Below are 14,265 nucleotides of genomic sequence, written 5' to 3'. Positions count from 1 at the left end.
GCGGCGGCAGGTTTCAGACGGCCTTTTTTAAACGGGGTTTAAAACAGGATTAAATAATGGCGAATATTCAGGCAGGTTTAGAGATTAAGGCGGGCGTGTCCGGCGTTGAAAACATCGACGCGCTGGCGCAGTCCATCGAGGCGGCGGGCATCGATACGGGCAAGCTGACCACCGAAGCGAAAGAGCTGGGCGCAACGCTGGCCAAAGCACAAGCGCAACAGGTGGCGATTGCGGAGTATAAGGCGTTGTCGGCGGAATTGGACAATACCGCAAAAGAAATGCGTGCGCTGGACGAACTGACCGCAACGCTTGAGAAATCCATGCGCGGCGGCGGTACGCAGCAACAGCAAGCGGATTTGGCGAAACTACGCGCCGAATCCGAACGGCTGGCAAAAAGCGAAACCGAGCTGACGGGCAAACTGTATGCCGCCCGCGACGCGATGGCGGTGTCGGGCGTATCCGTCAAAAACCTTGCCGCCGAGGAAGCACGGCTGTCGTCCGAATCCGCCGCCGCAACGGCACAGCTAGACCGCCTGACCGCCGAAGCGCAAACCCTAAAGGCCATCGCCGATGCCAAAATCCAGCTCGGTATCGATACCGACGACAAGGCGCGTCAGGAAATCCAAAAGACCAAAGACGCTTACGAGCTGCTCAAAGACAGCGGAACGCTCTCGCATGAGGAGCTGGCGCGCGCAGCGCAGTTGCAAGAAGGCAAAGTACGCGAACTCGAAGCCAGCCTGAAAGGCGTGAAGCCGTCTATTGCCGAGGTCGCTTCGGAGATTCAGGGCTTGGTCGGCGGCGCGGGCGGTTTGGCGTTTGCCACCCGCGAGGCGATGAAATTCGAAACCGCGATGGCGGGCGTGCGAAAAGTCGCCGACGGCACGGACGAGCAATACGCCAAGCTTTCAGACGAGCTGAAGAAAATGGGCGCGGAATTGGGCATTTCCGCCGCCGAAATGGCAGAGCTTGCCGCAACGGGCGGGCAGCTTGGCATCCCGATTGAGAAATTGTCGGAATTTACCGCCATCGCGTCCAAAATGTCGGTTGCCTTCGGTTTGAGCGCGGAAGAAGCGGGTAATGCCGCTGCAACGATTGCCAACGTGTTCCAAATCCCAATCGGCGAAGTGGAAAAACTCGGCGACGCCATCAACGTTTTGGGCAACAATACCGCCGCCCGTGAAAAAGACATTGTCGCCGCGATGGCGCGTATCGGCGGTACGGCGAAACAGTTCGGACTTGCCGCCGACGAAGCCGCCGCGCTTGCCGCCGCCTTTATCGCCTTGGGCAAACCGCCCGAAGTGGCGGCGACCGCCATCAATGCCCTGCTGCAAAAACTGCAAACCGCGCAAAATCAGGGCAAGGGTTTCCAAGACGCACTCGCGTCCATCGGTACGTCCGCCGACGAGATGGCGGCAAACATCGCTGCGAACCCGCAACAGGCTCTGACCGAGTTCCTGCATAAACTCGAAGGCTTGGACAAACAAAGCCGCGCCCTGACGCTCTCGCAACTCTTCGGTACCGAGTACAGCGACGACATTGCCCTCTTGGTCGGCTCGCTCGGCGAATACGAAAAGGCTTTGGGCTTGGTCGCCGACAAGGGACAAGTCGTCGGCGCGATGCAGAAAGAAGTGGCAAACGCCATGTCCACTAGCGAGGCGCAGATTGCCAAAGCCAAACAGGAAATCATCAACGTTGCCATCGAAGTCGGCGAAAAGCTGCTGCCTTTGGTGTCTTTGTTGGCGAGTACGGTAGGCGGTGTCGCCAGTGCGGTCGGCGCGATTACGGAAGAGTTCCCCGTTTTGACGCAGCTTGCGGCGTTGTTTGCGGCGGGTGCGGTTGCCGTTAAGGCTTATGAAGCGGCTGTTCGCCTGACTGGTGGTGCGGTATCGGCATCATTCGCGACCCAGCGTGTCGGGATTGAAGCAACCAAAGCATCCATCCTGTCTACCACTGTCGCTGCACGAGAGCTGGGCATCGCGCTCAAATCCGCTGCTGCCGGTAACGGTTTCGGTAATGGCGCGGCGGCTGCGGGAGCATTGGCTCAAAATCTCAAGACGGCGGCGTCCAATGCCGGATTATTGTTTGCTGCTTTTGAGGTTGGCCGTGGTGTAGGCGGCTGGCTGCGCGAAAATACGGATTTAGCAAAAATTTTCGGCGATAACCTCGCCCGTATTCCTGCCATTTTGGATAGCCTGTTTACCACCGGCGGTCTCGACAAGTATCACGAGTTTTTCAAAACCGAAGCCCAAATTAAGCGTGAGTTGGAGGTAGCGGATAAAAAAGCCCAGGAAGCTGCCGAAAAAGCCGCCGCCGCCAAGAAAAAAGCTGCCGAAGAAGAGGCAGCTGCCGTCAAAGCCCTGCAAGCCGAATATCGTGCTTCCGCCGCCGAACAAGCTGCGTTGGAGCGCAGTATGGCCGCCTTGCGTGCAGACGGTCGAGAAGCCAGCGACTTTTACAGTGAACTGGCAATCAAGCTGGAAAACGTGCGTACCAAAACCGCCGAACTGAAAGCCGAACTTGATAAGAAAAACGTCAAAATCAGCGCAGATACAGGCGAGCTTGCCGCGGCACAAAAAGCCCTTGAGGCTTTGGGTTTGACGGCGGAAGAAGTAACCACCGGCATGAGTAAAAAGGCGGCGGAAGGTATTGCCAATTTTTCGCGTGTTGCCTCTCAGTTTGGTAATGATGCCGAGCAGATGGGCCGGGTGTTTCAAGCCGCGCTCAAGCAGATGGACAGCAAAGAATCAACCGATGCTCTTTTGGCCGAATTGGAAAAGGTAGGCAAGCAATCCGGGCTGACGGCCGAGGAAATTAAGAAAATCGGAGATACTGCAAGGGAGTCGACTGACAAGGTTGCCGACGCCTTCGCGAAACTCGGCGTGGACAGCAAGGCCGTGATGACGGGAATCAGCAGCGATGCGCGGCAGGCATTTGCTGATTTTCAGACAGCCTCGACAGAAGCGGCGGCGGCCGGTCAAAAAGATGCCAAGCTAATACAGGCAGCCTTTGAGGCCATGATGGGCAAACTTAAAAGCAAGGAGGAATTTGCCGAGTTCCAGCACCAGCTCAAAGCCAGCGGCGACGCGGCACTGTTGACGCAGGAGCAGCTTGCCCGTTTGGGCGATGCAGCTTCGGGCGGTGCGGAAAAAGCCAAAGCCGCCTATCAAGGGCTGAACGATACTGCCGCTAAAACAGGCGAAGCCGCGAAATCCGCTCATGACAAAGGCTCGCAAGCGGCGGAAAACCATGCCCAATCGGTCAGAAAAGTGGCGACAGCCAACAAAGAGGCGGCAGCGGAGGCAGACAATGCAGCTAAAGCGGCGGCAAATGCATCTAAATCATTTAGTGATTACGGCTACCGTCTGACGCAAACGGCAGGCTTTTACAAGCTCAATAATGAGCAGCTGGATTTGATGAACCGACAGTTTTCCGGGATTAAGTTGGGCATGGAGGCCACATTCCGCGCTGCTCAGATGAAAGAGTACACGCAACAGATTTACAACGCGAATACCGCGATGCAAAGGCTGACCAATGCTTCTGCTCAAGGCGCAGTGACACAGGATATCTTGAACGATGCGGCCAGCGCGGCATCTCGTGCTGCCGATAAATTGGGGAATACTGAGCTGACAAAATTCCGCAATGCGATATCCGATGCCCAACGCCGGCTGAATGCCCTGCGTCAAGAAGCACATGATGCAACCCGCGCGCTTGAGGCCGAGCTTGCCGAGCTTAATGGCAATACGGAAGCGATTTATTCTTTGCAGCAAGAAAGAAAAATCCGTGAGCTGCAACAAAAACTCGACAATGCCAACCGCCTCAAACAAACCGACGTTGCGCGCGAATATCAGCGTCAAATCGATTTGCAGCAACAGATTTACAACAGGCAGCGCAGCAAGCGCGCCGAATCTGCCGCGCAAGAGCAAGTCCGCAACCAAGGTTCGTATGGTAACAGTAATGCCGCCCAGCGGTTGCAACAAATCGGCAATCCGCAGGTTAATATCGACCCGGAAAAGCTTAACCAAATTTTGGCGCAGCGCGACCAAGCGGTTGCCGAGAAAGCTGTTAACGGTTTTATGAATAGTTTACAAGCTTCATTAAAGCGCACGACATAATTCAGACGGCCTGCAACCATCTGACTGCAACCATGCCAAGCCCCGATTTTCGGGGCTTTTGTTTTAATAGGGTTTTGAGAAAAATACGCAAAGGCCGTCTGAAATGGCAAATCAAGAATGGACGCTGAAACGGAAAGACACCGGCGTGGCCGTACATCTGCCGCAGGATATGCGCTGGGACGATGAATTTGAATGGAGCAAGGTGGCGCAGGCCGCGCCGCAGCGCACCTTGTCGGGCGGATTGGTCATCCAGCAAGGAATTAAGGCAAACGGTCGCCCAATTACGCTGTCGGGCGATTGGGTGTGGCTTGATTTGAGTATCTTACGTACGTTGCGTGACTGGACGGACGTCCCCGAATTGGAAATGACGCTGACTCATTACGACGGCCGCGAATTTAATGTTATTTGGCGTACGCACAACGCGGCTTTGAACAATGTCGAGCCGGTGCATTACTCAACGCCGGAAACGGATAGCGAACGATACACCGCCCAGCTCTGCCTGATGACGTTTTAAGGTCGGCTGAAAGCAGGTTTAAACAGGATTTAAAAAGGTTTCAAACATGGAAAAAACAACGCGCCTGACGCAGCAGGATTTGCAGATTTACCCCAGCCAGCGCATGACCGATACGCCTGACGGCGGCGGTTTGATGGTCGGTCAGCCGCTGACCGGCGAGGATAACGAGATTTTCCCGCCCGTCTCGGACGTTGACCGTACGATGGGCAGCCTGGACGCGCGTCTGCTGTACCCTGCCGTCTTGCGCAATGATTCCGAGCCGCTTTACGGCGGGCATTTTGTCATTACCGAGCCGCCGACCTCTGAAAACGTGTCTTTTTTGGCGTTTAAGGCGTTCAACTACGGCGAGAGCCGCGCGGATATTATGCCGCGCATTGAGGCGTATTCCGTGCCGACGGTGGAGAGCCGCATGACGTTATTGGGTCGCCATTTGGCAGGCGTGCGCCTTGTGCAGGCGTATCAGCGCGTAGAGGCTCCTTTGCCGAAGGTTGGCGAGCGTTATTGTCTGCAATATGAGGAAAAAACCGAAGATGTGACGCGCCGTATCACGGAGTATTTCCGCATTATCAACATCGAAGATGAAGTGCGCATTTTCGAGATTCCAAAATCAAACGGCGAGGTCGAGGAAGTGCCGCGCCGTGTAGTCAAAATGGAAATCAGCAATCCTTTGACCCGGGATTTTGACGGTGTCGATTATCCGGTCAAAGGTTATGCCGCGCCTAAAGTTAAGATTTTAGAAACCCAAGTTGCAGATTCCGCGGCTTATTATGGTGTCAAACCTGTGTCAGACGGCCTTTCGGCAGGAGATGCCACGCTGACGGTGTCAAGCATTTACGAAAAGCTTGTACCGACCTCGACAGTCGAGACGCCCTATGCGGATGAATACCCTGTTCCCGGTGAAGCATGGGTCGCTGCTGCGCCGGAAAAGCAGCTTTTTGCGGGACATGTCGATAGTGGAACCTTAACTTTGCCTTCGGCTGTTTTACCCGGCAGTATCAAGATTGGGAACTACACAGACAATGGCTTCGGTCAACTTAAAAGCGGGGACAATATCGTCAATGCCGATTACGCTCATGGGCGTCTGAGTGGTTTGCCGACAGGTTATTACACGGTAACTGCGGTTCCGGGTGCTAAATCATCATCCGCTCGATATGCTTTTGCGGTAGAAATTAAAGAAACCAACCACGGTACATCATTTGCCCCTCTGCTTAGACCTAATCCTGCTTTGGGTAGTTTAAAAGTGTCTTTTATGGCTTTGGGAGTTTGGTATGTTTTGACCGATACAGGCGACGGCGTATTACGGGATGAGGCCGGTAAAAGTGTAGGTACGGTGTCGTCTGCAACAGGCAGTGTATTGCTTAATCTACCGTCTCTTCCGGATGTTGGCAGCCGTTTGGTGTTTCAATGGGGAGATTCCTCTGGTTTTACGTCTTTTGATGGCGGTAAGACGGGCGGGAATAATCTGCCCAAGGCAGCAAACGGGGAGTGCACTTATTCCCTGGGCCATCCAATTAAGCCAGGAACGCTGGTGCTTACTTGGCAAAATAACGGTAAGAAAAGAGCGCAAGACGATGGTGCAGGAAAATTAACGGGTGATGCAACTGGCAACGTGGATTATTTGAACGGCACGATTAAATTGCCGGCTTATATTGACTCTACTTCAGTTGATTATGTTTGTGATGAGCCTGATCGCATTCAAGTTGGCCTTGCTGATGGTCTTGGCTTGACCGCAGAGGAAAAAGGAGAGGTTTGGAATATCACACTGGGGACGGCGATACCTGATTGGCGCACTGTTTCTTTAACGGCTTTGGGAAGCTTTGAAGAATATACAAGTACAACTGTTTCAAACAGTTATTCTGGTTATGCAGCAGTAGCAACATTGGGATAGGATAAATAATGGGAATAAAAACTGGTTCAGGCGGTTTTAAAATTGTATTGTCCGCCAACCCTGCGAAAAATGGCGAGTTCGCAATCGGCGGTCGAAAAGTCGAGGGTGTAAGTGCTGTAGGCTCGACAATAATTGTACCTAAAACGGTGTTGCAGGTTGCCGGGCAGGAAAGACGGATAGTAGAGGGAAATATTTTAGGTACAAAATATAAGTACCTAGAATCGATTGAGACCAAAACAATAAACCGTTATGGAAAAATAGTCAGTTGGTATGCAGATTACCTCACTAGTGATCCAGCTTCAATAAAAAAACGTCGTGGCAGCTTGAACGGCGGCTTGTTATTTAATGTTTTGAACGACTTTGATCAAGGAAGCGTCTGTGTTTTTGATACCTGGTCATTTCATGACGGCGAGACAGAGATTATTGAACGAGGCGGTACGCTTTATAAGAATTGGAATGCAGTACAAGGTTCGGGCGATGCAGTCGGTACGTTGACTACTGACGGTAAAGTCATTATCAATGATCGTAATATTGCCTTCCTGAATCTTAAAATTACAGGCGGTATCGTACGCCAGCCACAGATCAAGGGTTATGGTTATGCAGGCCGCACGCCTGCCGCGCCGGTCAAGCCTGAAAGCTTTATCGTTTACGCGGGCAATGGCGAAATTGTCGGCAGAAGCAACGCTGCTGGGGAAATTACCGGCGGCATTACAGGCAAAATCGACTACGAGACAGGCTTCTACGAAATCAAGCGCGATGAGGGTTTTTACCCCGAAGATTTACGCTACAACGCCGTGACACAAGACAACCTGCCTTTGGATTCGTCGATTATCGGCATTGATGCCGTGCGCCTGCCTGCCGACGGCCGCGTCCCCGTGATTCGCAAGGGCGATATGATCGTGATTTCCAACCGCCTAAAGCAGGATTTGGGCAGCGCGTTTACCGCCGCTCAAAAAATCACACTCAACCGTCAAAATATCGACCGCCTCTGCTTGGTCGACAGCAAGGGCAAGCACGTCCTCGCCGAGAAATACACGGCAGACCTCAAGGCGGGCAGCATTACTTTTGCCGCGCCGTTGGACTTGTCGCAATATACCCTGCCGCTGACTGCCGTTTGCGCTTGGGAGGAGGAAAACCGTGTGACCGGCGTTGATATTTCAGGCCGTCTGAAACTCCAGTTTGCGATTGGGCGCAATTATCCTAAGGAGAACACATTTGTGTCTTCCGCCCTGATCGGCGGCGATTTGCTGGTACGTGCTACCGAGCCGTTTTCGCAACAGGCATGGGACAATGTGTGGAGTGATGCGCAACGCGGGGAGCCTATTTTGGCGCGTACCAATGTCAAAGACTACCCGATTAAGTTGGCCAGCAACGGCGCGATTACCGAGCGTTGGCTGATTAAATTCATTACTGCAACCCAATTCGAGCTTTACGGCGAGCGGCTGGGCTTGGTCGCTCAAAGCGATACCTTGACCGATCTTGCGCCGACCAATCCGGCAACCGGCAAGCCTTATTTCACGCTCAAGGCGGCTGCATTCGGCGGCGGCTGGTCGGTGCAGAACTGTATCCGCTTCAATACCTACGGCACGCCGTTGCCTGTTTGGATTTTGCGCAGTGTCCAGCCTTCGCCGGACAAGCAAAACGGCCGCGATGGTTTTACCGCGTGTTTGCGCGGCAATACAGTGGCAGAATAAAAGATAAGGCCGTCTGAATAGTACTTTCAGACGGCCTTTAAGTAAAATGGTTAATTAATTTGCATTTATACCTTTTATCTGTAAAATTGACCTTTTAATCTTTATTCAAATAGTGAAAGGAAGCGGGAAAATGGGGAAAGGCATGAAAATCCTTATTGTCGTGGTATCTATTCTAGTTGGATGTGCGGTATATAATTATTTTACAAAAAGTAATAAGAAAACAGAATACACGATGACCGTTTCGGAAATTGAAGCGGTTGTAGCTGTGAATTTCAACGAACTTATGCTTTGTAAAGGGTATGCCATGCAAGGGCGAAAAAAAGAGGCTAGTGATTGTTGGTTGGCAAATTACGAAAAAACAAAAGAAGGTACTAGATACGACACTGCGGTAAAAGAAATATATGCTATGGCTCAAGAAGATAAGTCCAAGCAAAAGGACATACAATTCTTAAAAATTGCACGATATATAGACATGAACCGCAGTGCATCAATGTATATTTTAGAGGCAACAAAAGAATAAACTTTGAGTGCAACTATGCCAAGCCCCGATTTTCGGGGCTTTTGTTTTAATGGGGTTTTAAATCATTGAAGTAAAAAGAAAGGCCGTCTGAAATGTTTGATACGCAACGTGTGCCGGTAAAGGTTTACCGCTGGGATGACGAGGGTGCGCCGCAGGTTGAATCGGCGGCAGGCAGCATTAAAACGATTTTAAAAGCCTGCCTGGTTACCGGTTATGGCGAGGGCAATAAGCGCAAGGACGGGCTGGGCTGGGAAATGGCGTTTGAAAAGACGCAAGAAGCCTGTTTCCGCAGTATGCACCCGAAGGCGACAAAGTGGTGGCTGGGGGTGGATGACTCAAAATATGGAAACCGTGCAAGATACGTTGATTTATGCGGTCTTTTGGAGCCGAAATCGGCAAAGGCGGGGAAAGTCAAACAAAAGGTTAACAACAGCAGTGGATTTCACAATTTCATCTACAAAAAAGACGACAGTAACCGGGATAAGATCCAATGGGTTGTGGTCGGAAATGAGCGCGCATTTACTTTAATTATTTTATGGCAGGATTATTGCTCGTTTTTTATTTTTGGCAATTTCTCCAGTCTCGCCGTGGCTGACGCCGCGAATACCCTGCTTGGATATGTGTCAGATGTAGACGAGAATTTTATTTATGGCAGTGGCAATGAAGTTGTTATTTTTGTGGTGCCAATGCGTGATTATAAGGGAGATGCTCCTTCTTCTCTGAGTCTTACAAGTAAAGCAGATGGTAATTATGGTAGCTATCCTAATCCTATTACAGGTGGTTTCATAGCGGATGATATTTATCTAAAAGAATTAATTGGTAGTAACGAATATGCCATTCGCGGATTACTACCTGGCTTTATGAAAATTGGCGAAACGATGCCCGCAGGAGACGTTATTTCGATGGGAACGGTTTACGACAATTTAGACGATAGCGAAGACAGATTTATGTATATCAATACAATTGGCGGGGGCTCTTTTTTGGTAAACCTCACGGCCTGGGAGCTGTAAGCCATGCCGAATTATGTTTTCCGCAGCCGTCTTGCCGTTAAACGTGGCAAGCTGCGCGGCAAAAACGTCAATCGCATTGGGCGAAGCCGTGCTGTCAAATCGCTGCATTGGAAATACGGCGGCCACGGCTATATCGCCGGCGAAGGTACGGGCATTGTTACGGTGGGCGGCCAGCCGGCTTCGCGCCGTATTTATCTGTTTGTCCGGCCTAATATGCACTGCATCGCCGATACTTGGAGTGCGGAAGACGGCAGCTACCGCTTTGACCGGCTCAAGGAAGACGAGGAGTATTTGATGGTGGCGACGGATTATAAAAAGCAATACGAGCCTGTTTCTTATGATTTTATTAAGCCTTATGTCGAGCGTGACGGCGGCGGTTGAGGCCGTCTGAAATGTCCGAAGACAAAATTTATGCTGATTCGGCGCGTATCCCTTTGCCTTTCGGCTTAGCGATTGGCTCCCGTCCGTCGTCCAGGCTCTTGCCGTTGGCTTTCAGGCGGCCTTTGCGCCATATTGAGGACGGCGGCGAGATTGTTCCCGATACGCCGCCTAAGCCTAATCCGTACCGCCCTCCGGATGGTTATGCGACTGTTTCGGGGGCGTGGGGCTTTGTGCAGCAGGCGGTGTCAACGCAGGCGGTGTGCGCGGCCGGTCGTTATGATTTGGGCGACATGGCTGCCCAAGTGTCGGGGATAACGGCGGAGGCTGTCGGGGAGGCGGTTTGTTTTCAGACGGCCTTTTCCGATATGCCTGAATTGGAAAGCTGCCTGCATGAAACGGTCGGCTTGTCTGAAGGGGTTGCCGGGTGTATGCAGGCGGTGCAGGCCGGAATGGATGGTCTGGACGGCTGTCTGCATGATGCTTTCCCCGATGATTTGTTCCTAAGCGGCTGTAATGCGGACCGATCGTCGGCAGGTCTTGGCGAGGCTTTGGCGGCGTGTTCGGAGAGTGTGTTTTCCGATGACGCGGCGGTTGGCGATTGTTTGGTATCGGAGGTGCGCGAGGCGGCGGTATTGGCACGCTGTGCGCATTCGCAAAGCCTGCCTGCTTTGGCTGTGCCTTGCGAGTATTATGAGATTCCGGTTGAGCCGGAGCCGGTGCCTGAAACTTATGTTTGCGGTATCCGCCCGCCTTCAAACCGGCTGAACCTGCGGTTTTACCGCAAAAAGATTGCACACGATGCACGCCATATTCCGCTGCCGTTTGCTTGTTTTGATACGGTAAGCACTCCTGTTTTAGACGGATATATCATGCAAAATATTATTAAGGCTACGGTTGACGGCCAGCCGATCGGGCTGTTTTCTGCGTCCTTTACGACTGATACTGCCGGTTATTGCTGGCAAGGCAGTTTGACGGTTTCGCCCGATGATTTCGCCAAGATTAATCCTGATGTCCGCCCGAAAGGCCGTGAGGCCGAAATCGAGGTGCAAATCAATGCGGATACTTTTGTCATCCTCGCCGAGGATTACAGCGACAACCGCCGCTTCGGGCAAAAGAGCTATACGGTAACCGGCCGCAGCGTTACCGCCCGTTTGGGCGCGGACTATGCGCCTAAAGGCCGCGGTACATACCGCAATCCGATTTATGCGCAACAAATCGCAACGGAGGTTTTACGCACGACAGGTGTGGATTTGGACGGCTGGACGATGGTTGATTGGTTGATTCCGGGAGACGTGTATTCGTTGACCGATAAAACGCCGATTGCTGTTTTACAAGAGCTGGCTCAAGCCGCCGGTGGATTTGTGGAGAGCGACCGCGCCCGACCTGTTGTCCGCTTTAAGCCTAAGTGGAAAAAGGCTTCTTGGGAGGTTTCCGATGCGCCTGCCGATGTCAGTGTCCCTGTCAGCGTGATTTTCAGCATCAGCGGCCAGCGCAATGTATCGGAGCGTGCCAATGGGGTTTATGTTTGGCCGAGCCATAACAAGGGCAAGGGTGCGGACGTGTACCGCAACGGCAGCAACCGCGAGCCGCGTGCTTCCGCGCTGACCAATACGCTGTATACCGACCAGCCGGTCTTGCTCGCCGCAGGGATTGCCGCTTTAAGCGAGACTGGCGTTCATAAGCGCGAAACGGTGTCTTTGCCGGTATCGGATAAATACGCCATTCCTATGGCGAATTTAGGCGAGATTTGGCAAATCAATGAGCCTACGGGGAGCTGGCAAGGCGTGGTGGTTGGTGTGTCGGTCGAAGTCAAAATCGAAAACGATGCGCCTGTCGTGACTCAAAATGTAACGATAGACCGCTATTTCGACGAGTGATTAAAGCTGGTTTAAAGATGCTTTAAAGGCCGTCTGAAAGCCATGTTCAGACGGCCTTTTATCTTTTTGTTGAGGATAACAAAATGACTAATCTGTATCAAAACCTGACGGCACTGCTCAAGCGCGAACAGCGCGGCATTGCCAAAATAACGGGCGATTTGGGCGGCGGCTCATGGGCGGCGCAAACGCAAAGCGGCGGCAATCTTGTTTTAAGCGGGCAAGCCGCTTTAAATCAGCGCGTGTTTTATGATGTCTTGAGTAACCGTATCCTTGGTCAGGCTCCCGATACGACTGTTTTAGAGCTTGGCGTATAAGGCTAAGTGCAGTATAGCCAGGCGTTGCTTTCGTATAACGTCTTAAAATAATTATTATTATTTTGAGGAGGTTTTATGCGAACTGAAGTGTTGGGTGTCGGTATTGGCGACATTTTAAAATTTGAAGCCACTACCTTGACGCGTGTGAAGGTAAAAGTGTCTGAGGGTACGCGTGCCGGTGATTGGGTCAATTTCTCTTTGCGTGACAATAAATTAGTTGCTTTAACCGATGAGCAGGACGGATACGCTCTTGTTCAGCCGCACAACTGTATTATTGACCTGCGTTATTGCGCCAAGCCTGAAAATATTGCTGATACCTTGCAGCAAGGCGACCGATTCGGCATTCAATATATTGGCGCACCGGTCGAGCATGAGCGTCATACCGTTATGCCGTCCGGCCCTGTGGTTCCGCCTAAAGAAGCGGAACGCCCAGTGGCTCCTCCTTCCCCTCCTTCTGTATTGAAACGTAGCCTCAACTTCTTCGGCGACTCCACCAATGCGCGTATCGGCGGTCAGGCTGTGAGTGTTGCCGCCGCTGAAAATCTGCCGGTTGTAAACAACGCGCAGGGCGGTAGCCTGGCTGCTTATGCCTTGATGTCGATGGACGGCAGTCCGGTGGAAGTTACTTTTAAAGTTGATACTATTCCGGCAAAAGCGAATGGCGTGATGGTTGATGGCGAGTTGGTTTACGGCGAAGGCGTTACGCCTTTCAGTATGCACTCTACCGTCGTTATTATTGGCGATGACATTGAGGCGGTCATGACCGGCCAAACCGCCAATATTAAAGTTATTCCGCGCGATAGCCAGGCTCATAGCGTTGTTCCGGGTAAAAAATATCCGGTACGCCTGAAAAACAGCGGCGGTGTCGATGGCATTTGCGTGTTGGCAACCGCAAAAAACGACATTAACGGCGCAAATGTCGGTAACTGGCAGACGGTTTTGGAGCGTATTAAAGGCTATGTTGAAAAATGTATTCAACAAGTTCAGCCTAAAGAGTCTCCCCGCTATATTGTCCTGACTGTATGGGCTGATAATAAGCCGGGTTGGGCTAAAGAAAACCACCCATACCGACATCAGCTCAAGGATCAATTTAATAATTGGCTCAAGTCTAAATATGGCAATAATGTCTTTGATATTGAGCAATATATTTTATCTGATCAGATTTGGACGGATAGCGGCCTCACGCCAAATGAGGCGGATAAAAAAGCGCAAACGGACGGCGTAATGCCGTTGTTACTCTCACAAGACGGCGGTGCTCATCTGCTTCCGGCGGTTGAGGCTAAAGTCGCTGAACGTATCATCGCAAAAGCGAAAGAGTTGCGCTATTTGTAGGCAAATATAAATAAAAGGCCGTCTGAATAAGGCGGCCTTTGGGGGGATTTTAAATATAAGTGGGACGGCGACGTAACAGTGCGGCAACACTGTTACGCCAGCCAAGCAGAGTATGCCTGCATTGACTTCTAAGGCCGCCTTAGTCTCTAGAGACCGAGGCATTCTATCTGATACAGGAGTGGATGCAAATGCAAATCTATCGTGAATTACGCTGTAAGTTTTGTGGGAAATTGCTGGCAAAAGGAAGCGGTTGTGTACAAATAAAGTGCGCTCGTTGTAAAAACATCAATTCTTTCAGCTAATTAATAAATCAAAAGAATGCCTTTGAGCATCATATTTAATCTGATTTAGAGCATCGCGAATGCCATAATTTAGGAGTATATATGATGCAAAAAATGCAACAGACATTACCTATTATCCCCTGGATGGGTGGCAAACGTCGTTTGGCAAAACATCTTTTGCCTATGTTCCCCGAGCATTCTTGTTATGTCGAGTTGTTTTCCGGTGGCGCAGCATTGTTCTTTATGCGCCCGGTTCCTGCAAAAGTTGAGGTGCTCAACGATATCAACGGACAGCTCATCAATCTCTATCGTGTGGTACAACACCATTTCGACGAGTTCGTC

12 protein-coding genes are annotated in these 14,265 nt (G+C 51.5%); all 12 read left to right on the top strand.

All coding sequences use genetic code 11. The features are described from left to right. The first annotated feature begins 56 nt into the window (after window positions 1-56). Window positions 57-4,112, top strand: coding sequence for a phage tail tape measure protein (locus tag HMPREF3047_RS08100; RefSeq protein ID WP_070713228.1), 4,056 nt, complete (start codon window positions 57-59; stop codon window positions 4,110-4,112). A gap of 103 nt (window positions 4,113-4,215) precedes the next feature. Further along, complete coding sequence (locus HMPREF3047_RS08095; protein WP_049323793.1) at window positions 4,216-4,626, top strand: hypothetical protein; 411 nt, start codon at window positions 4,216-4,218, stop codon at window positions 4,624-4,626. Window positions 4,627-4,672: 46 nt separating this feature from the next. Further along, window positions 4,673-6,514, top strand: a complete 1,842-nt coding sequence (locus HMPREF3047_RS08090; protein ID WP_239662119.1) for a hypothetical protein — start codon at window positions 4,673-4,675, stop codon at window positions 6,512-6,514. A 335-nt stretch (window positions 6,515-6,849) separates the two neighbouring features. Then, complete coding sequence (locus tag HMPREF3047_RS08085) at window positions 6,850-8,208, top strand: hypothetical protein (protein ID WP_283127043.1); 1,359 nt, start codon at window positions 6,850-6,852, stop codon at window positions 8,206-8,208. A gap of 130 nt (window positions 8,209-8,338) precedes the next feature. After that, window positions 8,339-8,728 (top strand): hypothetical protein, encoded by a 390-nt coding sequence (locus HMPREF3047_RS08080; RefSeq protein WP_070713222.1) that lies wholly within the window; start codon window positions 8,339-8,341, stop codon window positions 8,726-8,728. Window positions 8,729-8,820: 92 nt separating this feature from the next. After that, window positions 8,821-9,738 carry a hypothetical protein gene (locus HMPREF3047_RS08075; protein ID WP_070713218.1) on the top strand — a complete coding sequence of 306 codons (918 nt, stop codon included), beginning with the start codon at window positions 8,821-8,823 and terminating at the stop codon, window positions 9,736-9,738. A gap of 3 nt (window positions 9,739-9,741) precedes the next feature. Next, on the top strand, window positions 9,742-10,119 hold the full coding sequence (locus HMPREF3047_RS08070; RefSeq protein WP_070713215.1) for a hypothetical protein: 378 nt from the start codon (window positions 9,742-9,744) through the stop codon (window positions 10,117-10,119). 11 nt (window positions 10,120-10,130) lie between these two features. Next, the gene (locus HMPREF3047_RS08065; protein WP_070713213.1) at window positions 10,131-11,996 is read left to right on the top strand and encodes a hypothetical protein; all 1,866 of its coding nucleotides are present in this window, start codon (window positions 10,131-10,133) and stop codon (window positions 11,994-11,996) included. An 83-nt stretch (window positions 11,997-12,079) separates the two neighbouring features. Then, window positions 12,080-12,310, top strand: coding sequence for a hypothetical protein (locus HMPREF3047_RS08060; RefSeq protein ID WP_049323799.1), 231 nt, complete (start codon window positions 12,080-12,082; stop codon window positions 12,308-12,310). 75 nt (window positions 12,311-12,385) lie between these two features. Next, the gene (locus HMPREF3047_RS11505; RefSeq protein WP_070713208.1) at window positions 12,386-13,642 is read left to right on the top strand and encodes a hypothetical protein; all 1,257 of its coding nucleotides are present in this window, start codon (window positions 12,386-12,388) and stop codon (window positions 13,640-13,642) included. A 182-nt stretch (window positions 13,643-13,824) separates the two neighbouring features. Then, on the top strand, window positions 13,825-13,944 hold the full coding sequence (locus HMPREF3047_RS11080; RefSeq protein ID WP_311457636.1) for a zinc finger domain-containing protein: 120 nt from the start codon (window positions 13,825-13,827) through the stop codon (window positions 13,942-13,944). A gap of 81 nt (window positions 13,945-14,025) precedes the next feature. Continuing rightward, window positions 14,026-14,265, top strand: a 240-nt coding sequence (locus HMPREF3047_RS08050; protein WP_141756568.1) for a DNA adenine methylase, incomplete at its 3' end; no start/stop codon positions are given.

This window comes from Neisseria sp. HMSC075C10, assembly GCF_001815615.1.
Lineage (GTDB): Bacteria > Pseudomonadota > Gammaproteobacteria > Burkholderiales > Neisseriaceae > Neisseria > Neisseria subflava_A.
The sequence above is the reverse complement of the archived record's forward strand: the minus strand, read 5'-3'. Positions and strand labels throughout refer to the sequence as shown.